The sequence below is a fragment of the Nitrospira marina genome (assembly GCF_059568365.1).
The window spans coordinates 736,969-761,943 of the sequence record NZ_JCANTH010000001.1; the positions used below are offsets into that span (position 1 = coordinate 736,969).

18 protein-coding genes are annotated in these 24,975 nt (G+C 48.5%); all 18 read left to right on the top strand.

The genetic code is table 11. The features are described 5' to 3' along the window. Positions 1-5 precede the first annotated feature (5 nt). The 18 genes from LX98_RS03175 to LX98_RS03260 all read left to right on the top strand — a co-directional run bounded on the left by LX98_RS03175 (position 6) and on the right by LX98_RS03260 (position 24,908). Positions 6-4,883 (top strand): hypothetical protein, encoded by a 4,878-nt coding sequence (locus tag LX98_RS03175; RefSeq protein WP_496427512.1) that lies wholly within the window; start codon positions 6-8, stop codon positions 4,881-4,883. A 492-nt stretch (positions 4,884-5,375) separates the two neighbouring features. Beyond that, positions 5,376-6,317, top strand: a complete 942-nt coding sequence (locus LX98_RS03180) for an SUMF1/EgtB/PvdO family nonheme iron enzyme (protein ID WP_496427513.1) — start codon at positions 5,376-5,378, stop codon at positions 6,315-6,317. 355 nt (positions 6,318-6,672) lie between these two features. Next, positions 6,673-7,590, top strand: coding sequence for a carboxypeptidase regulatory-like domain-containing protein (locus tag LX98_RS03185; RefSeq protein ID WP_496427514.1), 918 nt, complete (start codon positions 6,673-6,675; stop codon positions 7,588-7,590). A 15-nt stretch (positions 7,591-7,605) separates the two neighbouring features. Further along, positions 7,606-8,526 (top strand): carboxypeptidase regulatory-like domain-containing protein, encoded by a 921-nt coding sequence (locus LX98_RS03190; protein ID WP_496427515.1) that lies wholly within the window; start codon positions 7,606-7,608, stop codon positions 8,524-8,526. Between the two features lie 167 nt (positions 8,527-8,693). Beyond that, complete coding sequence (locus tag LX98_RS03195; RefSeq protein WP_496427516.1) at positions 8,694-9,197, top strand: hypothetical protein; 504 nt, start codon at positions 8,694-8,696, stop codon at positions 9,195-9,197. Between the two features lie 49 nt (positions 9,198-9,246). Continuing rightward, a complete protein-coding gene (locus tag LX98_RS03200) occupies positions 9,247-10,581 on the top strand; it encodes a HEAT repeat domain-containing protein (RefSeq protein WP_496427517.1) in 1,335 nt (444 codons plus the stop codon). A 71-nt stretch (positions 10,582-10,652) separates the two neighbouring features. Further along, positions 10,653-12,662 carry a DUF255 domain-containing protein gene (locus LX98_RS03205; RefSeq protein ID WP_496427518.1) on the top strand — a complete coding sequence of 670 codons (2,010 nt, stop codon included), beginning with the start codon at positions 10,653-10,655 and terminating at the stop codon, positions 12,660-12,662. Positions 12,663-12,956: 294 nt separating this feature from the next. Beyond that, complete coding sequence (locus tag LX98_RS03210; protein ID WP_496427519.1) at positions 12,957-13,751, top strand: carboxypeptidase-like regulatory domain-containing protein; 795 nt, start codon at positions 12,957-12,959, stop codon at positions 13,749-13,751. Positions 13,752-13,937: 186 nt separating this feature from the next. Then, entirely contained in the window at positions 13,938-14,915 is a 978-nt protein-coding gene (locus LX98_RS03215; protein ID WP_496427520.1) for a methyltransferase, read from the top strand. A 22-nt stretch (positions 14,916-14,937) separates the two neighbouring features. Then, positions 14,938-15,663 (top strand): DUF420 domain-containing protein, encoded by a 726-nt coding sequence (locus tag LX98_RS03220; protein WP_496427521.1) that lies wholly within the window; start codon positions 14,938-14,940, stop codon positions 15,661-15,663. Between the two features lie 7 nt (positions 15,664-15,670). Further along, positions 15,671-16,150, top strand: a complete 480-nt coding sequence (locus LX98_RS03225; RefSeq protein WP_496427522.1) for a PCP reductase family protein — start codon at positions 15,671-15,673, stop codon at positions 16,148-16,150. Between the two features lie 66 nt (positions 16,151-16,216). Then, positions 16,217-17,290: a hypothetical protein gene (locus LX98_RS03230; RefSeq protein ID WP_496427523.1), complete on the top strand. Its 1,074-nt coding sequence runs from the start codon at positions 16,217-16,219 to the stop codon at positions 17,288-17,290. A gap of 1 nt (position 17,291) precedes the next feature. Beyond that, positions 17,292-19,163, top strand: coding sequence for a cytochrome ubiquinol oxidase subunit I (locus tag LX98_RS03235; RefSeq protein WP_496427524.1), 1,872 nt, complete (start codon positions 17,292-17,294; stop codon positions 19,161-19,163). After that, entirely contained in the window at positions 19,163-19,897 is a 735-nt protein-coding gene (locus LX98_RS03240) for a DUF3047 domain-containing protein (protein WP_496427525.1), read from the top strand. The genes LX98_RS03235 and LX98_RS03240 overlap by 1 nt, the downstream gene beginning before the upstream one ends. A 9-nt stretch (positions 19,898-19,906) precedes the next feature. Next, positions 19,907-20,278, top strand: coding sequence for a hypothetical protein (locus LX98_RS03245; protein WP_496427526.1), 372 nt, complete (start codon positions 19,907-19,909; stop codon positions 20,276-20,278). Positions 20,279-20,326: 48 nt separating this feature from the next. After that, a complete protein-coding gene (locus LX98_RS03250) occupies positions 20,327-21,244 on the top strand; it encodes an SUMF1/EgtB/PvdO family nonheme iron enzyme (protein WP_496427527.1) in 918 nt (305 codons plus the stop codon). An 85-nt stretch (positions 21,245-21,329) separates the two neighbouring features. Then, the gene (locus LX98_RS03255) at positions 21,330-22,214 is read left to right on the top strand and encodes an SUMF1/EgtB/PvdO family nonheme iron enzyme (RefSeq protein WP_496427528.1); all 885 of its coding nucleotides are present in this window, start codon (positions 21,330-21,332) and stop codon (positions 22,212-22,214) included. A 723-nt stretch (positions 22,215-22,937) separates the two neighbouring features. Continuing rightward, positions 22,938-24,908: a cytochrome ubiquinol oxidase subunit I gene (locus LX98_RS03260; protein WP_496427529.1), complete on the top strand. Its 1,971-nt coding sequence runs from the start codon at positions 22,938-22,940 to the stop codon at positions 24,906-24,908. Positions 24,909-24,975 lie beyond the last annotated feature (67 nt).

Sequence of the window (24,975 nt, forward strand, 5' to 3'; positions counted from 1 at the left end):
GGTCCATGTTTCACATGAAATCTAGGAAAGCGATCACCACACTTTCCATTGGATTGTTAGTCGGGGGGTCCAGTTTTTTGTCAGGGGGAATCCTCCTGGCTGAAGAAAATCAGGACAAAGTTATTCATAGCACGGGGATGGTTCATCAAGAGTCACCTGAATGGGCGGAGCGCTTGAAGGGCCAGACCATCATGGAAGACACCAAGGAAGGCCGACCGAATCGAGCGGCCATGGTAGAACGCCAACATGATCGGATTATGCTGAGAATGGAAAACGAGTCTGGCGCTCAACATGGTAGTGACCATACGGCTACCGGTTTTTACAACACGATGACCAATATGCACCAATATGGGGCCGGAGGTCAGGATTTACTGTTGGCCTCAGATCGTAATGTGGAACCTGTAGCAGCGAGTGGCGGAAATTGTCCTGCAACTGCACCGGTCAGGGAATATGATATTTCCGCCATCAATGCCGAAATTACTCTCAATCAATGGCTTGATTACTATCCTGGCTATATGTATGTGCTGACCGAAAATATCGATAAGGTGCGGGAAGAGGAAGCCAAGAATGCTGAAGCGAGAGAGGTGGAAGGCCATGGTGACCCTGGCGCGGTCACGAACGGTCTTCAGGATCAGTGGATCCAACCACTGGTGATCAGGGGGAATCAAGGGGATTGTGTGAAATTCACCCTCCGAAACCAACTTGAGTTTGGTGAAGAGGCCAGTCTTCACATACATGGGTCGAATATGGTTATCAGCAAGACTGGTCAGCCTGCTACGACAACCAATCGCGACACGGTAGCTGAAGAAGGGCAAGTCGTAGAGATGGAATGGTACATTCATCCGGACACCCAGGAGGGTGGTCGCCAATTTCATACATTTAGTAATGATCGGGAATTGACGGTCATGGGTCTTATGGGGACATTCGTGGTTGAACCGCATGGTTCCGAATATTTAAATCCGTTGGGAGACGGAGACCCGACCCCTATGGCCAGTGGGTGGCAAGCCATAATCAAAAATGGAACGGGACCCGATTTTCGTGAGTTCGTGTTGATTTATCATGAGGTGGGTGACGAAGCGTTTCGTCCGGTAAACAAACATGGTGATTTTTTACCACAACGGGACCCCCTCACCGATGCGTATCGGCCAGGAGCTCGAGCTCTTAACTATCGGAGTGAGCCATTCGGCATCAACAACATGCATGTGCAGCACGAATATTTCGGGTTTGAAGACGAATCTATGGGATATAGTTCCTACACCTTTGGTGATGCCCCAACGACGATTCCTCGATCCTATCTTGGGGATCCTGCCAAGTTCAGGTTGGTTCACGGAGGGTCCGAGGTATTCCATTCCCACCATCCACATGGCGGGACGATCCGATGGCCAAGAAGCCCACGGGCGATCGATCAAATGCCGATGTGGCATGCCGCGAAAAATGGTCCGGTTAAATATCCGGTTATCAGAACCAAAACTGACCGGGTTGATGTAGAAGTGATCGGGCCATCAGAAGCGTTGGATTTGGAGACGGAATGTGGGTCCGGCTTATGCCAACAACTGGCGGGTGACTTCCTGTTTCACTGCCATGTCGCTCATCATTACGTAGCAGGAATGTGGGGATATTGGCGGGTATATAATACCCTGCAGACAGACGACAACCGTACGGATGTCATGCCAAACCTCAGGGAGTTGCCTGATAGAAAAGGTCGATTGCAGGTGGGTGTCACTTCCGATCAATTGATTGGTAAAACCGTCGATTGGTTTGGGAAAACATTCAACATTGTGGAAAAAGGAAAGAGTAATTGGAAGTCAAACCCAGCGGTCATCAATATTAAAGAATGGGTGGAAATTCAGTTGCCGACCCAAGGGAAACCCGGTCATAAAGATGACGAAAAGGGCCAAATTATTTCTTATGATGCGACGGTATTGGATTGGGCCTGGGATGGCAATAAAGCCATGTCTGAGAAAGAGAGCACAATCGAGAATCCAAAATACCATTCGCCCACCCCGGGAAAACGGCGCCCAATTCTGTTTGAGCCAAGGACGGGGAAGGTATCATGGCCGCATTTGACTCCACATTTTGGTAAACGGGTCATGTTCCCACCAAACCACAATCCGGCTCCATGGTTGGAAATGATTCATCAGGATGAAAATGGTCTACGAACCTCTGAGCCTGCCAAGCCGGGAGAAAATGGCCGGTGGAGTTTGTGTCCGGAAAATGCCGGACGAAAATATTACAACATTCATTTCATCAATACTCCCATTGAAATGGCCGGGGCCCAGGGAAAGGAAGCTCCTGTTATTGATCCTTACGGGTTGATTTATGTCCTCCATGAAGAGGAAGAGGAAGTACGAAAAAATAACGACAAAAAATTACCGTTGGTGTTTCGTGCCAACATTTATGATTGTATTGACTATACGTTGACCAGCGAATGGCTGGATGACGACTTTACAAATTTCCAATCCTCTAAAATTAACATTCATCCTCATTTTCTCCAATTCGACAACCAGGCATCGGATGGAGTGATTACCGGATTTTCCTACGAACAGTCGGTCCGTCCGTTTACCATGCTGGAGAAAAAGACCAAAAAAGGCTTGCCCGTGCCCATGAATACCGTCTTGAAGGGCAAGGCAAAAAAGGGTGAGTCGAGCATTAAGGTTAAAAACGCAGCGCAATACCATGTCAATACCGAATTGCTAGTCGGTGCCGATAATGTCAAAGGCAACGAGATCCGTCGCATCAAATCTATCAAAGGAGATACCATTTCCTTTGTTCGGCCCCTGCAGCATGATCATCCCGCAGGGGATATCGTGACCGTTGAGTTTGTTCGATCACGACTTTGGGCGGATGCTGACGTGGGAACGGTGTTCTGGCATGACCATGCATTCGGGGCCACCACGTGGCCTCATGGTGGATTCGGCACATTAGTGGTGGAACCGGTGGGATCGACCTATCATGATCCTAAGACCGGAAAACAAGTCAGGAGTGGTCCTATCGCCGATATCCATACGGTGGAACCGGTCGGCTACGGTGTGGATAACAGCTTCCGGGAAATGGTTATCCAAGTGCATGATACGGTTCCCCATACGGTCAACATAGTGACCGCGGGTAATCCGCCTGGGCAGCCGGTCGAGGTAGCCTTAGAGGCGGGGAAAACGGTGTCATTTATGATGCCGGAGAAAATTCTCATGACTCCAATGCCCTTCCTCAACGGAGGGACGCATACGACGGGAAGCGGCCTCAATTTCAGGGCAGAACCCATTGCCCAACGTTTGGCCGTGAATTCCGATGCTTCAAAAATTTTCAGTAGCACTGAACATGGTGATCCCGACACGCCGTTGTTACGGGCGTACCTGGGAGATACCGTGGTATTCCGTCTTTTGCACACCCTCATGAATGAAACGATGACCTGGACAATTTCAGGCCACACGTTTTTAAGTGAGCGATATGCGGGGGATGCCAATAGGAAAAATTCCATGCATATTGGTATTGCCGAGCGATATGATTTAGTCGTTCCAAAGGCAGGCGGTCCTCGTCTGCAGCCTGGAGACTATATCCATTTTAATGGACGGTCTTCAAAATTCTCAGAGGGGGCATGGGGAATCTTACGAGTGTTGGAAAAAGAGACTTCGGATCTGAAACCGCTCCCGGCAGGGTATTCAGGTCGAAATGAGATTCCAAAGCCTCTTCCTGTTTGTCCTGAAGAGGCTCCGGTGAAGTCATTTAACGTGGTCGCGATGGACTTCCCAGGGATGAGTTTTAATCCTAGTGCTGAAGAATCAATTGAGATCGACTTTGAGAGGACCATCGATCTGAGAAATCCTGAGGGAAAAATCTACGTCCTTGAGGATGAAGTCACTAAAGTGGCCGGGGACTACCACCCCATGCCATTGACAATTCGTGCCAACGTGGGTGATTGCATCAAAGTGAATCTCAAAAATAAAATGAAGGAGAGCCGGGCTTCGTTCTCCGCCATTTCCTTGGCCTTTAATCCTCAAGATTCATTGGGGGCCAACGTCGGAAATAACAAAGGGGATCAAACCATAGCTCCAGGTGAATCAAAGACGTATACCTATTATGCTGATCCTTTTAACGGAGAGATTTCATCTCTGGTATGGGACTGGGGAAATGTGATGTTAAACCCGCGAAACGGCCTGTTCGGTGCGGTCATCATCGGGCCGAAAGGGTCACAATACCGTGATCCAAAGACCGGGGCCGACATTTCCTTGAAAAATAGCTGGGAAGCGGATGTGATTGTTGATAAGACCATTCCTGGTCAAGAACACCGCCGGAATTACCGTGATGTGGCTTTACTCTTTCAAGATGAAGACAACATCATCGGTACTAGCTTTATGCCGTATGTCCAAAATGTCGCCGGCCTCACCGGTGTCAATTATCGTTCCGAACCCTATCTTCACAGAGAAGAGGCTGGTTGTACGCTTGGACGCATGTTCCAGCCTTGTGAGGTAGATAATCCACAAGATCCGGTTACTCCGATTATCCACGCACATGCCGGGGATCCTGTGAGGATCCATGTGTTCGGTGCCAGTAGCGAGCAAAACGGGATGTTTAGTGTGGAAAAGCATGAATGGCCGATTGAACCCTTCATGCCGGGAGCCGACGAAATCAGTGTGGTCGAATTCGCTGGTTCGGAAACGATCGATGTGTTTATTCCGTCTGCCGGAGGGCGTGATATGCTTGCCGCAGATTATGTCTGGAATAATCAGCGCCTACCTTACTCCCAATCGGGTCAGTGGGGTTATTTAAGGGTCCTACCTAAAAATGACCAACGGATCCTGCCTCTAGAAGGGGGTGCGACTGATGTGAAGCAAGCCTCGATCGACGTGGTGGAGACTGGCCGGGTGTTGCCGGTGTCAGCCAAATAGCCACTTTCACCATTAAGGTTTTACGAATGGGGGATTCGCAAGAATCCCCCATTTTTTTTCTTTAGGTTTATGAAAACGGACGTCTTCGATTTTCTAAAGCCAGTCAACTCAAAGTTCAATTTTGAGGAAATTTGAAAATGGCAACAGATCAATTGTTATAATATTCATGTAGGAAGACTTTCTCGTATAGAGAATAGTCGGATAAGCCATCTTACTTATCCTTTTTTGAATTCTACTGACTACGGACTAAAAGGATTCAGGCAATGAGTCAAGGCGGATTAGGGTGGTTGTCACAGACGCCTTGACCTCACTGAAAGGTGAAGCTACGATTTGGTCCATTAAACGACCATACTGAAACACAAATATTGGGGTTCCCAGCAAATGCCTTCTTCCAGAACGACACAAAGAGATTAGTGCTTGTCGTTGGGATGGTGAATTCTCCAATTTTTCCATCAGTGGCGTCTTAGTCGTCGGATTAATTTGGAGGGGTCTATGCGTGAAAGACAAAGCAGGAAGTATCTTGTGGTATTGGGCTTGATGGTAGTCGGGTTTAGCCTCATGTCCGGGATGATGGCGTGGGCACTGGACGTGTCTGACATACGGCCGGAGTGGACGGAGGAAGGCAAAAGGTTGGCTTTGCAGCGGACGGAATGGCCTACCAAAGAAAAGAGAGTGGTGATTCCAGCCGGTTGGTTTACGATGGGAAGTAATAAGAAAATTGATAGGAAGGCCTACCGGCCTGAGATGCCTCAACGCCAGGTGTATCTGGATGCTTTTGAGATAGATGCCTATGAAGTAACCGCCTTGGAGTATTTGCGTTTTGTTGTGGACACGGGCCGTCCGCCATTGCCGGATTGGAAATTTGACGGGGGAAACTTTCAGGAGAGTATGGCCCATCATCCCGTGATGCATGTCACCTGGTATGAAGCTGATGCCTATTGCCGGTGGGCCGGCAAGCGGCTCCCTACGGAAGCAGAATGGGAAAAAGCGGCCAGGGGAACGGATGGACGAATTTATCCGTGGGGAAATACGCCGGCAGGTCTGACGCGAGCCAATTTTGGGAGATCGGGCATATCCGGCCCGGTCCGTGATCGTCCCGAGCGGTTGCTTCTTTATCCACCTATTATTTCTGTTGACAAGTATGAAATCGGTATCAGTCCCTATAACGTATTCCAGATGGCAGGGAATGTCGCAGAATGGGTAAACGATTGGTACGATCCTGCCTATTATCAGACGGCTCCGGACCGGAATCCTCAAGGCCCGTCTACCGGTGAACATCGGGTATTTCGTGGAGGTGGGTGGATGGACAGTACTCCGACCGTACGAACCGCCCAACGCAATGGAACCGCTCCTGAGACACAGGCCAACTGGCTTGGCTTTCGGTGTGCTGCTGGATTGAAAGACGACCTTACCCATTCGATCCCAACTCCTTGAAGGTAGGAAGTGGATGTCTGAGCTGGTTTTTATTCCCTCTCACAAAATTATTTATTCTTGTAAACCCTTTTCTCCCGGACAGAGTGCACGGTACGAGTTTCAAAGGGGTTGAGTTGTCAAAGGCTTAGAGTTGAAGTTCCGATGACCAAAATGTGGTAGGGTGACACGAGAAGAGTGGTTTTATACAAAAAGAATTCTCCATACTCTTTTGCGTTGTTTGGATAAATTTTTTAAAGGGTTGAGTGTGTCGTAGCATGTGATTCCCGGTGTTTCCCGCTCATAGTATTTGGGGAAGCAGGCAGATATCATACATCGCTATTTATTGGTTGGCCGTGATAGGAAGGAGGAAATTGGAATGATGATGAGGGTCATGGTGATCGTGATGTTCCTGATGAATGTGTCATCCATGGGGTTGGCCTATCAGGAGAGCCCGGTCAGCAATGGAGGGGCAATTCAAGGCCATGTTCGCATTCATGGGGAACGCCCAAGACCGATGGCGTTTAATCTCGTCACGATCCCGGATGCCGTATATTGTGGAAGAATTTCTACCGGAACTGGGTGGCGGATTGTTGAGGATTTTATTATTGGGCCTCAAGGGTCGCTTAAGGATGCGGTAGTGATGGTGAAAGGGGTAGAAAAAGGCAAACCATTTTCTTTGCCAAAGGTTGAGGTTGAAGCCATTGATTGTGATTTTTTACCATTTGTCAATGTGTTAAAGGACCAGGATGAAATAACCGTGATCAATATGGATCCGGTAGAACATGATATTCAGGGATATGAAACGGCCAGAGAACGAGGGGCCAGGGTCTTGTTTAATCGTCCATTGCCCATGAACCCCTTTCATGATGTGGTTGGTATGTTTGGAAAAAACGTCCATACCCATCTGCCCGGAAAACCGATGATTGAAAAAATTCATTTGCGAAAAGGACGGGATGTTTTTGTCATGCAATGTGGTTTTCATCCCTATATGTTTTCATGGGGATTAGTGGTGGATAATCCCTATTATTCGATTTCCAAGGAGGATGGAGCCTACGAAATTCGCGATATACCCCCAGGAGAATATCAAGTGACGGTCTGGCACCCTGGTATGAAAACCTATTTGGAAAAAACTGTTCGTGTGGAATCGGAAAAAACGCTGACATTGGATTTTCAATATGAGTCTCCCCAAGGGCGGAGAAGCGTGCATGAAATGCAGGAGAATCCACATTTTGGAATGGAAATGCTTGGAGAGGGCGTTGAGATTATTCCGTCGTTACGACGGCAAGTTCCCTGAGGACATGAGGTGATCATGAATACAAATCGAGTGGTAGAAATTGCCGTCATAGGTCTCCTCTGGTTAACCAGTTCGACCGCTTTCGCTTATGAAGTTATCGACGTAACGGACGGGGCCACCATTGTCGGTACTGTGACCCTTAAGGGCATTCCGCCTTCTCCTAAAGCGTATAACCTGGTGACGTTCCCTGATCCACAGTATTGCGGCCGCATTTCTGATGGTCAGGGCTGGCGGCTACTTAAGGATTTCGTGGTGAATGATGACAGTCAACTTCAAGGGGTCGTGATGGTGGTTGAAGGCGTTAGTGCCGGGAAACCTTTTTCCCTTTCTATTCCGAAGGTGGAAGCCCGGGATTGTCAATTTCTGCCCTTTACGACGGTAGTGCGTAATCAGCATGGGATTGAAGTGGTGAATATGGATCCGGTCATGCATGATATTCAAGCCTATGAGACGTCGTTGAGCCAAGGGACACGGGTATTATTTAATTCTCCTCTGTCCTTTAATCCTCGGCATCAACGTGAGAATATCCATGCGACGCATGAGCATCTGCCGGGGCAATCTTTGGTTCATCAATTTCAACTGAGCAAAGGACGAAAAACATTTGTGATGCAGTGCGGGTTCCACGCCTACATGGAAAGCTGGGCGATTGCGGTGGATAATCCCTATTATAACTTTACTAACGATAAGGGAGAGTATGTCATTTCTTCACTCCCGCCTGGAAGTTATCGCATTCGGGCCTGGCATCCAAGTGTCAAACACGAGGAAATTCATGAATTTTCCGTGGAACCAAACCAAACCCTGCGGAAGGATTTTTCCTTAGAATCTCCCGTGGGTCGATGGACGGCGCATACCATCCGGACGCCCCCGAGATTTACCCCCGCTGCCTTGGGCCACCCTGTTTTGATAGAGCCTCTGGTTGAACACCAAAGGCCATGAAATGGGTAGACTTTTCCCTCCTTCTCTCCCGAGCTTGTGACAAAAAGTTTGCAGGGTTCGTTGTTTGTGCCATTTTCGGAACGGTGGCTGGGTTCCCGTCAGCCTGGGGCTTTGCCGGCTCTTCCAATTTTCCCCACAGTGGTCCCACGGAGTTTTCGGCGAGACTGATGTGGAAAACCGGAGGACATGGCGCCAATGCCCAGTTGTTTGTGAAAAATGATCGGTATCGTATTGAACCGGCAGGAGGAATACGAACAGAGATAGGCTATGCGAGTGTCCTCATAATTCGATTGGATGAACAAAAAACCTGGTATGTGTTTTCGCAACGCCGAATGATTGTGAGCGTTCCCTTAACTTTGGATTATTTGTTACCATTTTCTGTCAAGTTGCAAGGAGAGACGAGTCGAACGGTTATTGGGGAATCCGTGGTAGGCGATCAACTGGCCCTGCTCTATGATGTGGAGGTCAAGGATCGGTTTGGTCAACTGGAACGATTTTTCGAATGGGTGGATCCTCAGCGGGAGATTCTCTTGAAGCTCTTAAGTCAGGATCGGGATTGGTTTGTGGAATATCATCATGTGGTGCTTTCTTCGCAACCAGATTATTACTTTGAAGCGCCTTTGGGCTATCGAATTATTGAGGCTCAGGAAGCCCCGATTCCGAAAGGGTAGAAATATGATATGGCTAGGAGATGGGAGTGAACAATAAAGGATGAATCGTATGAATGTTGTGCTCGTTCTCAGTGTTCTGTGGGCTCTTTCAGGGTCGGTGTTGGCGGAAGAGACACATGATTCAACCCTCATTCAAGCCCAAAAAGCCTACGATCAGGGTCAATTTCAACAGGTCGTTGACCTTGTTAAGCCTTTACACAAAGAGAGCGCTCCCCTCTTGAACGCTTCTCGTCTATATATCCTAGCATTAGCGCGCTTGGGAAAGACTCCCGAAGCCATTGAGGCCTATGAGAAAGGCATTGCCGGGACAAAAGGGGAAGATGAACCGTTCTTACGCCAGCTTGCCATTGCCAGTATATTGCCTGTCCGTTCCGATATGCGGGAACAAATGCGGGGCGCTGCCTATACGGCGTTGAAGGAAATCGAATCTGATCAGGCCGTGGAATATTTAGAAAAAGGCTTAACCGATGAAACCGGCATAATTAGAGCATTGGTGGCAGAAGCCTTAGGGCAAAGAAAAGCGGGGCAGCGTTCCAAGGTGTTTCGTCAAGCATTGAAGGACGAAGCCGGTTTGGTGCGGGCCACCGTTTTAATTGGGCTAGGACAATCCGGCGACAGGAGTCTTGAGCCCCTCATTAGGCCATCATTGAACGATGAGCAGCATCTTGTCCAAATTGCTGCAGCAAGAGCATTATATGAGGTCGGTCACAAGGAATACTGGGGTCGTTTGGAGCAAGGTGCGACCAGCGAAGAAGGGTATGAACGGGGCGCGGCTATCCGTGCATTTGGTGAGTTAGGGGATCGCCGTGCGATACCGATCTTGGAAAAAACTATTTCCGATTCTCAACCGTCTATCCGTGCTGCGGCCATTGCATCCTTGGGAAAATTGCATGCTCCTGATTCTTTGCCGACACTGAAGGCAGTTTTGTTTGATCGTATTCCTGCGGTGCGGAGTGTGGCAGCTTTTAGCATGGGGTTTTACGAACAACATCAAGTGTTAACCCCGTTAACCAGGGCGTTGGCCGATTCGAATTCCGGTGTGCAAGCGGCGGCCGTGGCGTCATTGCTACGTTCAGGAGCGCCTTATTCAGTGGTGAAGGATACCGTTCAGCATCTCCTCAATGACCAAAATCCGGCCGTTCGGTCGGGTGCGGTCAAGGCGCTTGGAAATGGAAAAGGTCCGAACGTTCTCAATGTTCTTATATTGGCTCTCAATGATCCATTGCCTCGTCCCAGGATTGGGGCCTCCCGCGCATTGGGTCGTATTGGCGATCGTACGATCCTCCCGACTTTAAAGCGCCTCCTGGGAGATGCTGATGAAGCGGTGCGGGTGACTGCCGCTGCCGCCATTGTGAGGATTTTGGATAAGGAGATCGGTCTTTAACCGGTTTGTTTGCGGCCCTAAGAGAGGTCTTCCTGAAGATGGACAGGTATGACCGGATAAAGGGTGTGAACATGTTTCCCCAATTTTTGCAGTTAATTAGGCACTGCTCCCCTCTCGACCAATTCTGGCGCACGATCATCAAGTTCGCATTTGTCCCGGTAACTGGGGGTATGAATCCCTTATGCCATATCCGTGGGAGTTGCAGATTGTTGATCGTCGCTGGGCTCAGCGTTGCGTGTCTCGTCAGTCCCTTACATGCTGAAGGACGGCCTCATGGTGAATCTGTCGTCCATCCAATTGTTCAATGGCATGAATGGGGAAATGAAGCATTCGGACGTGCTCAATCCGAAGATAAATTAATTATTTTGGATCTCTCCGCTGTATGGTGTCATGCCTGCCATGTGATGGATCAGACGACTTATGCCAACCCTCATATCGTACAGCTGCTCAACACCAAATTTATTCCTGTTCGGGTCGATACGGATCAGCGTCCCGATTTAGATGCTCGTTACCGAGCGGGAGGATGGCCGACGACCAATGTCCTCTTGCCAACCGGAGAAATTCTTTTTCAAACGAATGCCTTGGGTTCTGAGGAAATGGAAGCCATGCTTCTTGAGGTGCAATCTATTTATGTCACCGACAAGGCGGTGTTGCTCAAGGAAGCCTCTCAATTATGGGAGCGGGTACAAGAGAAGGTGGAAGCCGGTCCTTCCAAAGCGAATGTGCTTCAGGCTGCCATGGTCAAACAAAGTGTGGAGATGATGAGAGCCCAATTTGACCCAGTCAATGGAGGGTTTGGGGACGCCCCAAAATTCTTTGAACCCGAAGCCATCCAGATGGTTTTGGCCCATGGCTTCTTTGAGGATGATCCAGGGTTGCTCAAGATAGGATTGGATACCTTAAAAAAGCAAGTGGGCTTACTTGATCCCGTTTGGGGTGGGTTTTATCGCTATGCTGAACAAGCAGATTGGAGCCAACCGCATTTTGAAAAGATGTTGTCGATTCAAGCTCTGAATCTTCGCAATTATGTTGAGGCCTTCCAACTCACCGGAGATCCTCAGTTTAAACGCATAGCCTTGGCCATTATTGAATATGTTTCGCGGTTTTTAACCGATCCGCAAACGGGGTTGTTGTACGAAAGTCAGGACGCCGACGTCAGAGGAACTGATGGGATATTGTCCATGTCTGGAGCCGAGTACTATTCTCTCAATGAGAGCAAACGATTGGCCATCGGTATCCCGTATGTGGACCAACGAGTTTTCACAGGGAGTAATGCACTGATGGCATGGGCCTATTTGCATGCTTCTGTGGTCCTGGAACAGGATGAGATTGGGGATTTGGCTCTTCAGATCTTGAGCCGGTTATTTCAGAAGCGTTTTGACGTGAATAAGGGGATCGCTCATGGCGAGCCTGGAGACGGCCCCAACCTTTACGGTTTATTATCGGATCACATCTTCTTTGGCCAAGCGTTACTTGAGGCCTTTAGAGTGACAGGGCAGTCTCAATTTTTGCAAAATGCTGAATCCCTTGCCGAAGTAAGTCGCCGGTTATTGCAAGATCCCGCGAATGGAGGATTTTTTGATCATCCACAGATGCCAGGTACATTTGGTCTTCTGAAGTTCCCAACCAAACCGGAGAAGGAGAATTTCCAAGCCGTCCTCTGGTACCTTGATCTTTTTCATTTGACGGAGAACCACACGTATCGCTCCATTGCTGAGAGCACGTTGCAGGCCACGGTCATGTCGCGGCAACCCCTTCCCCTCGCATTGTCCGGTTTGGCTATCGATCAGTGGTTTCGGATTCCTCTTCATATTGCGGTAGTGGGAGATTTTGACGATGCCAGGACCAAAATTCTAATAATGGAAGGCCGGCGTATGTTTTGCCCTGGAAAAATTGTGAAAAGGTTTGATCCCAAGGAGGGGCAGCCGAAATGGGGTGAAATTATTTTTCCCTATGACGAACGACCCGTAGCGTTTGTCTGTACTGACCGGATGTGTTCGGCTCCGGTTTATCATGTAGAGGATATGAAAAAGAGTGTGGCTGACATGATGGTCATCCTCAGGGCCGCTGTTCAAAAATGAGCGATGCTGCCTAATTACCAGTCTGTAAATTTATAGGGGATTATTGAGTCTTTCAAACCTTTTCATTTTTCCGCGAACTAAAAGGCCTAAGGTTTAGCACAAAGGACCTAGTTCTTGTTGGGTTTCTTGACACGTTTTTTTTATTCCTGATATATACGGAAGTGGGTGCTGTCGGACGATCCATTTCAAGATCAGCTTTTTTATACCTGGCCGGGGTAAAAGGGGTTGATCTCATCAAGTATAGGTTGTTTTCCCACGTCAACTCAATTTTATTCTTAACTAGGAGGAAGAATCATGAGGAACCGTCAGTCTTTAACTATGTCTTTTTTAGTGGGCTGCATTCTTATTGCTGCCCCATTAGTCGCCCAGGCGGGTGGAACTATTAAAGGGAAAGTCACGTTTGCAGGAGAAGTTCCCCCACCGAAAGAATTTGCCTTCTCAAAATTTCCCAATGTGGAGTTTTGCAAAAAAAATGAGAGCAAAAGCGCGGATGGTGAGACTCGATTGCTGAAGGAAGTGGAAGTGGATGGAAGCAAGGGTTTAAAAAATGCGGTGGTGGCGGTTACTGATATTAAAGACAAAGCATTTTTAGACAAAGCCGACAAGGAGGCCCCGCAAGTGGTGGAGGCTGAATTGTGTGCGTTTAAACCATATACTGGTGTGGCCGTAAGTAAAGGGCTGTTTAAGGTAGTCAATAATGATGCTGATCCCAGCGACCCTAAATCGGCAGAAGGTGTGTTGCATAACCCGCATAGCTTCGATCAACTAGGTGCCAAGTCCAGCACCGAGTTCAATATCGGTCTGGCCAAAAAAGGTGATTCTTTAGAAAAAAACGTCAAATTGAAAATGTCCAAAAAGGGGTCTGTGTTGCGGTTGCAATGTGACCAACACGAATTTATGCAAGGCTGGTATTTGCCGGTGACCAATGCGCATTATGGCGTGGCTGGTGCCGACGGAACCTTTGAAATCAAGGACGTGCCTGCCGGCAAGCACAAAGTCAAGGCCTGGCATCCTGTTGCCGGGGAAGTGGAAGCCGATGTGGATGTGAAGGACGGGGGAACTGTCGAAGCCAATTTCGAGATTAAATAAGTCTCTTTCGATTGAGGCAGAGCATTTCTTCAAGGGCAACTAGCCATGAGCTAGTTGCCCTTGTTTTTTGTGGAGAAGGTTAGACTATTTTTTCCGATTGTTCAGCATTTGACCTCGCAAAATGACCCCGTTAAGATCGACATCGAAAATGATTTTTCATGTTGCCAGTTGAGCTTGAGGCCCCATGTGATTCGTGAATCATCTCTCGCAGATATTTTCCAGATAGGATACTACTGGGAAACCAAAATTCTTCTCACCGCTGTTAAGCTTGATCTCTTTACCGCCCTGAAGGGACAGTCGCTCACGGTCAATGAGGTCGCCGATTCCCTGAAGCTCAACCCACGGGCCTTGGAGTTGGTCATGAACGCACTGGTTGCAATGCGTGTGTTAACGAAGGATGAGAAGCTGTATGCCAATACCCCTGTGGCTGAAAGACATTTGGTGCAATCAAGCTCAGAGTATGTGGGTCATTTATTACTGTTGCATGACGCTGAGTGGAGTCATTGGGGGCAGTTGGAACAGACCGTAAAAACCGGACGGTCACCCGTAACGCAACATGTCTTTGAAACGAATCCGGAACTGGGAGCTCATGTGCTCACGGTCTTGGATCGAATCGGGCAGGGAAGTGGTCAGGGATTGGCGAAAAGTGTCCCCATTCATGGAACGGTACGGATGTTAGATATTGGTGGTGGGGCCGGAACCAATGCCATTGCCTTTTGCCTGGAACATCCCGGATTGTCCGCCACGGTTTTTGATCTTCCGCAAACCTTGAAGGTGACCAAAGACCATGTAGATCGTGCGGGATTAGGTCATCGTATCCACTTGCAAGGCGGCAACTTTCATGTCGATGCATTTCAGGGGTCGTATGATCTTGCCCTCATGTCGGATATTCTGCATTATCAGGATGGCAGCACCAATGCGGCATTGGTGAAGAAAGTATTTGCCTGTTTGACAGAGGGGGGGCGACTGATCATTAAAGATCGGTTCTTGGATCCTGCTAAAACGAGCCCTGCTTGGACGACAGCCTTTGCTGTTCATATTTTAGTGAACACAGAATGTGGCGAATGTTTTACGATTCAAGACAGTCGCCAATGGATGGAGCAAGCCGGCTTTCGAATTGTTGAAGAGTTAGAACCGCGTGCCATGATTCAAGGCACGAAATAACAGAAGGGCATGGCACGAAATTATGGATGAAATGGCGGTATGGCTGAGAGAACCGGGATTTTTCGGCACCCATGCCACGGTTGGAGCGGATGTGAGCCAACTCATGGCGACGTTCTTTACGATATTGTTTATTGTCGGATGGATTCAGGCGAGACAGCATAAAAATGATCGTCACCATTGGCTGATGTTCGGTGGGATGATTGCCATGCTCGCCTTCTTTATCAGTTATTATTTGTTTCGCAGTCTTGGGGTCCTGGCTTTTGAGGGCAAGGAAGGCTTTGGCGGACCTCAATGGTTATACGATCAAGTGTTTGTGCCTGTCTTGACGCTTCATATTCTCCTGGTCGTGATTGGCCTCGTGATGGCCATTTATATGATGGTGTTGGGGTTCCGGGCACAGACTTTCGTGGAAGGGAAGCGGATCTTGAAGGATGCGATATTAAAGACTTCCGGGAGACGTATCGTGATGATCCTGGGAGGGGTGACCACCATTGTCCTCCTATTTTTCCTTTCACGGGTAATGACCTCTGGATTTTCCATGGGGAAATTCAGTGTGTATCTTGGTCTTATTCTTCTCATTGCATTGGTGTTTGGAATTGAAATATCTATCCAGCGGATTTGGCCCAATGGGGCCAGACGGCATCGAGTGCTTGGACGATTTACCATGGTGATTTACTGTGTGTTGTTCGTAACCGGAACGTTCACCTACACGATGCTCTATATTCTCTATCCGGGAAAAATTGGGTAGGCCGTTCATGCAATGTGGTTGTGACTATTCTTTACGAATTGTGGAGGTTGACGAGTTACCGTCTGATTCTGTGTTTGCGAAATTTCATTGCGATCGGTGTGGATTTTCCCTTGGAGCAGAAGGGAATGCTAAAGAATTGGATCCGGCCGTTTCCCACGTCGTATGGACCGACGAGGCCTTATACCAAATGAGCCGACTTCCACCCTATTTAGTGTCTCTGGTATGTGAGGAGGTGGAGGAGTTTGTCTCTAGCAGGGAACAAAGAATCGTGACGGTTGCGCGTGTTGGGTCGGCGCGCAATAAGGGGATGGTAGAGTGGACTCCGGACGCGGAGCGTCGTATCAATAATGTTCCCACAGGAATTCGGGCAATGGCGAGAATTGAGTTGGAGCGAACCGCTCTGGATCGCGGGATGCCTGCGGTTACGGTTGCACTCATGGAAGAGGTGAAAGCCCGTTATTTTGGTATGGCGGCAGGGCGCGCATGAAACGCCTTGTGAGCGAATTAGCGCAAACGATCAATCTCTGGAAATTTCTTCAAAGCGAGTAACGATATGTTGCATCGACTTTCCCTTCGTGTCCTTCCGCAATTGAATGCCTTAGTAACGGACCAACCCGTTCGCAAGCGGAAGCGTTTGGTGATGCTGGCTCCCGGCTTAGTGGCTTTTGGGATCTATCACCTTCTCAAGCCTGTCTTGCCGCTTTCCGATCCATTGGTGCTTCTGGCATTCACCGGGTGTATTTGTATGCTTACCGCCATCTGGTCCTATCGACAGGGACGTGGAGTCTCTCTCATGGAATCCTGGCGCGAAGACGGGGCGCAGCAGTGGGCATGGTTGGTGGGATGGATTGGTTTGGTCTATGGAATCCAATTATCCCTCTTGGTTTTGTCGATTCTTCAAGTATTTGTGGCCTATGATTTTCTGCTCCATCCGGAAGGTCCGGCCATGATGGCAACCATCATTTCATGTACATCCGTGACCCGGGATGCCTTTGAAATTGGTCATGTGCAACGGATGAGGCAACAAGGGGTTGTCGTCCCAACCTTTCCGGACGGAGAGGCGTTACGAAAATGGATTCCGCAGGAGATAGGAAGTATTGTGAAATGGGGAGCGTTGGCAACCATGATAGGGATAGCCGGTTCATGGCTCCTATTCACCGTGGGGCCGATTGAACTGCAACCCATCCTTCAATCACTGTTCGTTCCCGTTATGATCGCCTCCATCGGAATGAAGACGTTTTTCAGTGGGGAATCGTTATATGCTCAAAATACACAGGGAGGAAGGCCACGAACCTGGCTGTCATCTCTTTGGTTTTGGATGTGGCCGAATCTGACATTTTCAGCGACATATTTTCTGGTTCTCATGGGAATGGCCGCCTTTGTATTGCGGGTAGAACAGATTTCTCAAGGAGGATTTATGGGGATAGCCGCCTGTACCGCCATGTTGATGGCGCTGTATACCCTCTTTCTGGGCTGGCGCAAATCCTATGAAGAACAGCTCGTCGGCATTCCTGAATCCATACAACGGTGTCCCTTTGTGATGGGGATACTCCAAAATGCTAAATCCTCTGAAACTCTTACTTCCATCCCTGACGTCAAAGTGGGGCACGGCAATCTGGTGAATTAAATTGAAGACAATTTTCAAAACATTGGTGGGTGTGCTGCTTTTCTTTTTGCTTCAGGCGGGGTTGGCATTTGGCCTGGATAATCAGGCCTTGCCTTCGACTGAAGGGCAGACAAGCCAGGATATTTTCTACCAAACTCCAGGGTCTATTTCCAGTCCGTCCGTCGCGGAAAGTCCTCAGGGCTATTCCTCCTATCCTTTGGTGGATAACCGGTTGGTCGTGTGGTTTGTGACTCAGCAACACACATATTTCGGAGGCTTTGTCTTATCTATTCCTTTGTTTGCCTTGTTATTGGAATTTTTAGGAATCACACGAAAACAACAGGCCTCCCAGCAGAAATTGGATGGATTGGCCCATGATATTTTGCGGGTGGCGCTACTGTCGCTTTCTATTACGGCCTTGTTAGGCTCTCTTATGCTGGTAACCTTTGTGACTCTTTACCCGGGGTTTATGAGTTACATGGGGGGAACGTTTAAGCCGGTTATGCCGGTATATGCCATGGTGTTTGTGAGTGAAGCCTTCCTCTTGGCCCTCTACTATTACACATGGAACTTCCTCAAAACCCCGGCGCTGAAGTGGGTGCATATGACTCTTGGTGTACTCTCAAATGCAACCGGAGTCATTTTGTTGTTGTTAGCGAATTCTTGGGCTTCGTTTATGATGGCCCCGGCCGGGGTTGATGCCCAAGGCCATTTTTTGGGGAATGTGTGGCATCTCCTGCACTCTCCATTATGGAATCCACTGAATACGCACCGTTTTTTGGCGGATATTATGTCAGGTGGCGCAGTGGTTGTCGCCTATGCGACCTACCGGTTTTTCATGTCCAAAACCGCGGAGGACCGGGCATATTACGATTGGGTTGGACATGTTTTTCTTGTAGTAGTGGTGTGTGCGCTTCTCCCCATGCCGCTTGCCGGCTACTGGTTGATGAGGGCCGTCTTTGAGTTCAGGCAAACGATGGGCATGGCAATGATGGGAGGCATGTTGTCGTGGCTGTTTGTCCTCCAAGCGATTATGGTTGGGGTCTTGTTTTTAGGAATTAACTATTACATCTGGCAATCCCTGGCGCGCCTTCAAGGTGGTGAGCGCTTTCATCCCCACTTTAAGGTGATCCTTTTTGCGCTGATGGTGTGTTTCCTCGTGTGGTTTACGCCGCATACCATTGCCATGAGTGGGAGCGAGATGAAAGCGATGGGCGCGGCCCAGCACCCGGTCATTGGTCAATTCGGTGTGATGTCCGCGAAGAATGGTGCGGTTAATGTCATGATCTGTTTAACCGCATTGAGTTACATTTTGTATCGGCGAGCTAATCGTGTGATGACAGTCAAGTGGGCATCAAAGGGAAATATTTTCTTATTGATGTTATTTCTCATGGGGATTGCCAATATTGTGTGGTTGGCCATTTACGGATTCTATATTCCGGCAAATGTTCGGGTGGGTCTCTCATCGCCTCAAGGGATGACGACCGCTACTGTGGTAGTTGGAGGGATATTATTGAATCGATTAATGTTGCGGGGCGCCCATATAAATGGGCCTGTGCATTGGGGACGAATTACCCCGCGTGGGATTGTGGCGCTGTTTGTGGTCGCTGCCGCGTTTACCTGGGTAATGGGGTTGATGGGGTACATCAGGTCTGTGGGCCGATTGGGGTGGCATATTTCTGAATTAATGCCCGATCGATCCTCGTGGGCATTTACGCCTTCCCTGGGATTTGCTGCGAAAATGGTCACTCTCAATATGATTGTTTTTTGGTCGTCAGTCTTTTTCGTGTTTTGGCTTAGCCGATGGGATCAGCGAGTGGTAGAACGGCGAACGGCTGAATTTGAAAGGCCTTCTCCGGTGATTCAGGTCATTTCAGAAGAGGAATCCGCGTAATGAGAATCTGTTCTTGGCAACACAATAGTTTAGAAGGAGTGAAACGGAGCCGGGTAAGCGCGGCTTGTTTGACATGGTTGGTCGTGGGCCTTCTGATAAATGGAAGTAGTGCCGGGAGGGCCCAAGAGGTTCCGGGTTCAGGACCTTCCGGTAGTTCGATGGTGTTGGAGGATTTTCAGCATCCTGATGCTAAAGGCTTTCCTCAAGGATGGGAAGCGCAGCGGAGTACGGTCACAGCCCATGAGACCTATACGATTCAAGAAGAGGGTGGAACTTTTTTTCTTTCTGCGAAAAACGCCAACCAACGGGTGTATACCAAGCATATGACGTGGGATCCGAAGCAACACCCTATTCTGACCTGGCGTTGGAGAATACAGAGTGTTCCCGATGACGCCGATTTCCTGGCCGCGATCTACCCGTCCTTGGATGTCGACTTAATGTTTATTCCCGTGAACACGAAATATGTGTGGAGTGCTACACTTCCGGTGGGGTCAGTCAAAGAGGGTGGCATGTTTAGCTCCACAGAAATTGTCATTCGTAGTGGGACTGAATCTCTGGGGAAGTGGGTTGAGGAGCGGGTTAATGTGTATGAAGATTTTCTGAAGATTCATGACCATGAACCGGCCCCACATGCCTGGGGTATTTCCTTGTTAGGGGGGCCGGGAGTGGAGGTGGATTTTGGTTCTATTCGGGTTCAATCTGAATCATCCAACGGTGATTTTGGGCGGGAATGAAAAGTGAAAGTGACTCCATCGAAAATATTTGATGTCCTCTTGGGTATCCTGGGATTAGGGACCGTGGGCCTGTTGATCGGGATTTTTATGGGAGAGGAATGGCTCCCTGTCGCGCTAGCAGTTGGATCCCTTCTTGGCGCCGGGGTAGGCTTAGTAGGCGGCCGGGGATTTTTTTTGAGCATTTTTATCGGGACCATTTTAGGCGGACTGTTGGCCTTAGGATTGAGTGGAACTGAGGCCGTGACCGTTGGGGCCGCGTCAGGGGCGGCGATGGGTGGATTTTTGGGGATTTGGATTTCGATGCTAATTGAAACCTGGCAACAACGAAATCAGAATCTTCCTGAATCGAACGTTAAGCATCATGGGCCTTTACAACCCTAATCAAACTGAAATTGTGCTGATTATGTCGAAGCGAGAGGCAAAATTGTAATGGAAAATCAACGGGTCCTCATGGGGGCCATTCTTTTTGTGTTCGGCTCTTTTATCATGATGATCGTGATGTTGATTGTTATGACCTATAAAGGGAAAAAAGATTTGGATGAGTTGTCGGCCGGTCAATCGGCCAATGTCCGTGTATTGCAGCCAATGCCCACCCAAGACTTCTCTATGTATAAAACGCTCGTGGGGGATGATAATCGTGAAATGGTAGAAATTCCTGAAGGACCATTTACCATGGGCATTGGCGATGGGGACCCCGATGAAGGGCCACCCCATCCGGTCTACCTCCAAACGTTTTACATCGACCTTAAAGAAGTCACGCAGGCAGATTATGAGCGGTATACCAAGATGACGAAACGGGACAAGCCTAAGGTGCCGGTCTTTGAAGATGATGTCGCCAAATTGATCGGGCCCGATTATCCGGTGGTGGCGGTTAGCTGGAACGACGCCTTTGGGTATTGTCGATGGGCTGGCAAGCGGTTGCCGACAGAAGCGGAGTGGGAAAAAGCGGCCAGGGGAGAAGGAAAACGCCGTTATCCCTGGGGTGATAAGTTTGACTATCAGTTTGCCAATGTGGATGGGGAGGAGGATGGCTTTAAGTTTTTAGCTCCCGTGGGGTCTTATGAAGTAGGGAGAAGCCCATTTGGACTCTATGATGTGACCGGCAATGTGGCTGAGTGGGTCATGGATAGTTATGCTCCAGACTATTATCAGCAGGCTCCGTATCGGGACCCCCCCGGCCCAAAGGACGAAGACGAGAATAAAGTCATTCGTGGAGGTTCTTGGCGTGAATCTCGTATAGGCGCCAGGGTGACCAAGCGTTTTGCAGCGAAAATGTGGAGAAACGATGCCAGTGTTGGATTTCGGTGCGCAAAGAATCCTCCGACTGAGACTCCTCAAGCCTCATAAACGATAATCAAACTCCTCGTCGGCGAGACCAATCGCCCATAGTTTCTCGGAATAGGCAACCTTGACGGACCAGAAATAGGGGAACATGGACGGTCGATTTAAACTTATTTTTTTGATTGCGGTGTTATTTATGACCGGGTTGCCGGTGTTGGGAATATTGAGGGGAACCGATGCTCCTCCAAATCCCCCGGATCGCGATCTTCAATCTCAGCCTTCTTCAGCTTCGGAGACATCCTCTGAGGCACCAAGGGATGTGGCGCTTTCTGGTCGGGCAGATGAAGATGAGATGGTTAAAATTCCTACTGGGGAATTCATTCTTGGGAGTGATCAAGGCGGATTTAATGAAAAGCCTGCGCACGTCGCTCATCTCGATGCATATTGGATTGATCGGTACGAGGTGACCTACCAGCGGTATATGGAATTTGTTGAAGCTACCGGACATCGGCAGCCTGGTCCGCCTTCCCGCTATGCCGAAAAGCTCGGTTTGCTGCGAGGCCCTCATCAGCCGATTACCTATGTGTCATGGAGTGATGCGAATGACTATTGTCAATGGAGAGGCAAGCGTCTTCCTACTGAACAGGAATGGGAAAAGGCTATGCGAGGGACAGATGGTCGCACCTGGCCGTGGGGTGAGGGTCTCAGGGGCCATCCTGCCAATTTTGCAGGAGAGGCAGATGGTTATGTTGTGTCGGCTCCGGTTGGGGCTTTTCCTCTTGATCAGAGTGTCTTTGGAGTGTATGACGGCGCAGGAAATGTTATGGAATGGACGGACAATTGGTATGTCGAGGATCTCTACCTTCAAGAAAATGCTGTTACGCCGACGAGTAATCGGTCTCCTTCTACCTACAAGACAATGAGAGGTAGTGGCTATACGAGCCAAGGAGTCGATATCCGGATAACCAATAGAAGTTTTATGGTTCCTGACTTCCGGGACGAGACCATTGGGTTCAGGTGTGCGCGTTCAGATTAGGACCAAAAACCGTCAATGTTTTGTGTGGAGCTAAACTGAAAAAAATTAAAGAAAATCAAAATAGTAGAGGATGAGAAACACAGCAAGGAGAATATTGACAACCATTCCGGCCAAAACTATAATGTCGAACACTTTTGCATTTGAACGCATGAGTAATCCCTCGTTTTACGTGATCAATAAATGTTTGAATAGCACGAAAAATGTTTGAATAGCACGAAAAATCATAATGTGTCAATGAAGTTTATTAGGTGAAATTGTTTAATTTTTGAATGCGAATTAAGCAGAGGGAGGAATTAAGATGGGGGATTCGACGGCTGTCATAAGGGAGTCAACGGAGTTAGAAACCAAAATAGGTAAGGCTATTTTTTATCTGACATGCGCGGTAAGTTTGTGGTTCTTTTATTGGTTTGCCGGTATTCAGTGTCCCTGTTAAAAGATCATGACTTCCAAAAGGTGGTCAATCATTTAATTCTTTTAGACCCAAGGAGGAGCGCATGCAGACAGCTCTGTATGTCATAGTTTCATTGGTCATTTGTTTTGTATATTTCCAGGCATTGGATTATGTCTTGATGGATGCCCAGGGACTCGACTATTTCTACATGTTCCGGTAATTGAAAAATCTTCTGAGGTTGGAGCTTAAAATTAAGATTTGGCACGTTTATTAGGTTTATTAGGTAATTTTGATGGGTTTAACTCAACACGTTTTCACAAGGAGGTAGGTCAATGGGTCGCCTGTTCAATCAAATGACCCGGGGGAAGAAAAAGTTGTTTGCCGTATCGGCCTTAATGGTGATGGGATGTCTGCTGTTGTTGCCGATTGTCCTGTCAGTCACCGCCGTGGCAGGTGGGGGTGGTGCACCGGCTGGTGGTCCTCCTGCGGATGTCGTTGCTGCGCAAAAGGCAGCGGGTGAGGAGGGCGAGGAAGAAAAGGTGGAAATGGGTCGGGACGTTTATTACAAAACCGAAGGTCCAGCCATTGGCATGCCTGCACCGGTAACGGAAGACAATGAAACATTTTACCCTCGGTATAACTTTGAGAGTCGTGTCCTTCTTTGGGTGGCCAACCAGCAGCATCTTTATTATGGAAGTTTTGTGTTGGCGGTACCAATCTTTTGCATGTGTATCGAATTTGCCGGGATGGTCAGTAAAGATAAAGCCATGGCCAAAAAATATGATCAATTGGCTTATGATTTCATCAAGATCAGCCTAACGGCATATTCCTTAACCGCCATTCTTGGTGGGATTCTGATCTTTACCTTCCTCACGCTCTATCCGGCCTTCTTTGGATATTTATCCAGTATTTTCCGGCCGGTCATGCACATCTATGCCTTAACGTTCGTGGCGGAAAGTGCAACCCTCTACATTTATTATTACGGTTGGGACAAGATGCGGGAAGGTGTCTTGAAATGGGTTCATCTCAGCATGTCCGTCATCCTGAATGTGATTGGGACAGTGTTAATGTTCCTTGCCAATTCGTGGATTGCATTTATGATGTCACCGGCTGGAGTAGATGAGCAAGGACGTTATCTTGGAAATATCTGGCACGTGATTCATACGGCGCTGTGGAATCCTTTGAATGTTCATAGAATTCTCGGGAACATGGCCTTTGGTGGTGGTGTGGTGGCAGCCTATGCAGCTTACCGTTTCCTTTCTTCAAAAACAGATGAAGAGCGGGCTCATTACGATTGGATGGGCTACATCGCAATGAGTTTAGGTGTAGCATTTCTCATCCCATTGCCCTTTGCGGGTTATTGGTTGATGCGTGAGGTATATGCCTACCGTCAACAAATGGGAATTACCTTGATGGGTGGGTTGTTGGCTTGGTTGTTTATTATTCAAGCCACCATGATCGGAATCCTGTTCCTGACCACGAATTATTACTTGTGGCAAGCCCTCGGACGGATGACCGGTGGTGAACGATTCCAGAAGTATATTAAGTATCTCGTGTTTATTTTAGTTGTTGGTCTTTTGGTTTTCATTACGCCACATACGATCGTCATGACCCCGGCCGAATTGAAAGCTATGGGTGGTCAACAACATCCGGTTCTGGGTAATTATGGTGTCATGTCGGCAAAAAATGGGGGCATTAACGCCATTATTATGACGACCGTTTTAAGCTTTATATGGTACCAGCGAGGGAACAGGGTCCCAACGGTTAGCTGGGCCAAATTTGGCAATATTTTTATGGGATGTTTTTTCATCATAGCCCAGCTAAACAATGTTTGGTTGGCTTGTTATGGGTATTTCATTCCTGCCAACGTGCGAATTGGATTGTCGGTGCCTCAGGTGGCCGGAACATTGTCATGTTTGCTGTTAATGACGCCACTGAATCTTGCAATGTTAAAAAATGGAAGACAGTTGGGACCAATTAGATGGGGTCAAATTCCCCCGCGTTCCCAATATGCCATCATCATGTTGGCCACAGCGTTCACATGGATGATGGGATTGATGGGCTATATCCGTTCTTCAGTGAGATTGTTCTGGCACGTCAACGAGGTCATGCGGGATAACTCTCCATGGGCCTATACCCATACGATCGGGTTTGCGGCCAACGTTATTTCGTTTAACGTGTTATTTTTCTGGATCAGTATTATGTTTGTCTTTTGGTTGGGAACCCTTGGTGCGAAAAAAGTACCGGTTCCTTCGCCGGCAGGGCAGCCAGTTCCATCTCCTCAGTCTGCAACTGGTCATTGAACGAAAAATACAATTACAAACAATCGTGGGGCTGCAATAGGCAGCCCCCAAGCTGGAGGATTGCACT

What these genes read in the sequence shown, in the direction of transcription:
- LX98_RS03180 (WP_496427513.1), top strand. Translation starts at nt 5,376, where the DNA reads ATGCGTGAAAGACAAAGCAGGAAGTATCTTGTGGTATTGGGCTTGATG.
- LX98_RS03220 (WP_496427521.1), top strand. Translation starts at nt 14,938, where the DNA reads ATGGATGAAATGGCGGTATGGCTGAGAGAACCGGGATTTTTCGGCACC.
- LX98_RS03190 (WP_496427515.1), top strand. Translation starts at nt 7,606, where the DNA reads ATGAATACAAATCGAGTGGTAGAAATTGCCGTCATAGGTCTCCTCTGG.
- LX98_RS03175 (WP_496427512.1), top strand. Translation starts at nt 6, where the DNA reads ATGTTTCACATGAAATCTAGGAAAGCGATCACCACACTTTCCATTGGA.
- LX98_RS03260 (WP_496427529.1), top strand. Translation starts at nt 22,938, where the DNA reads ATGGGTCGCCTGTTCAATCAAATGACCCGGGGGAAGAAAAAGTTGTTT.
- LX98_RS03185 (WP_496427514.1), top strand. Translation starts at nt 6,673, where the DNA reads ATGATGATGAGGGTCATGGTGATCGTGATGTTCCTGATGAATGTGTCA.
- LX98_RS03230 (WP_496427523.1), top strand. Translation starts at nt 16,217, where the DNA reads ATGTTGCATCGACTTTCCCTTCGTGTCCTTCCGCAATTGAATGCCTTA.
- LX98_RS03200 (WP_496427517.1), top strand. Translation starts at nt 9,247, where the DNA reads ATGAATGTTGTGCTCGTTCTCAGTGTTCTGTGGGCTCTTTCAGGGTCG.
- LX98_RS03225 (WP_496427522.1), top strand. Translation starts at nt 15,671, where the DNA reads ATGCAATGTGGTTGTGACTATTCTTTACGAATTGTGGAGGTTGACGAG.
- LX98_RS03240 (WP_496427525.1), top strand. Translation starts at nt 19,163, where the DNA reads ATGAGAATCTGTTCTTGGCAACACAATAGTTTAGAAGGAGTGAAACGG.
- LX98_RS03255 (WP_496427528.1), top strand. Translation starts at nt 21,330, where the DNA reads ATGGACGGTCGATTTAAACTTATTTTTTTGATTGCGGTGTTATTTATG.
- LX98_RS03250 (WP_496427527.1), top strand. Translation starts at nt 20,327, where the DNA reads ATGGAAAATCAACGGGTCCTCATGGGGGCCATTCTTTTTGTGTTCGGC.
- LX98_RS03210 (WP_496427519.1), top strand. Translation starts at nt 12,957, where the DNA reads ATGAGGAACCGTCAGTCTTTAACTATGTCTTTTTTAGTGGGCTGCATT.
- LX98_RS03195 (WP_496427516.1), top strand. Translation starts at nt 8,694, where the DNA reads ATGTGGAAAACCGGAGGACATGGCGCCAATGCCCAGTTGTTTGTGAAA.
- LX98_RS03205 (WP_496427518.1), top strand. Translation starts at nt 10,653, where the DNA reads ATGTTTCCCCAATTTTTGCAGTTAATTAGGCACTGCTCCCCTCTCGAC.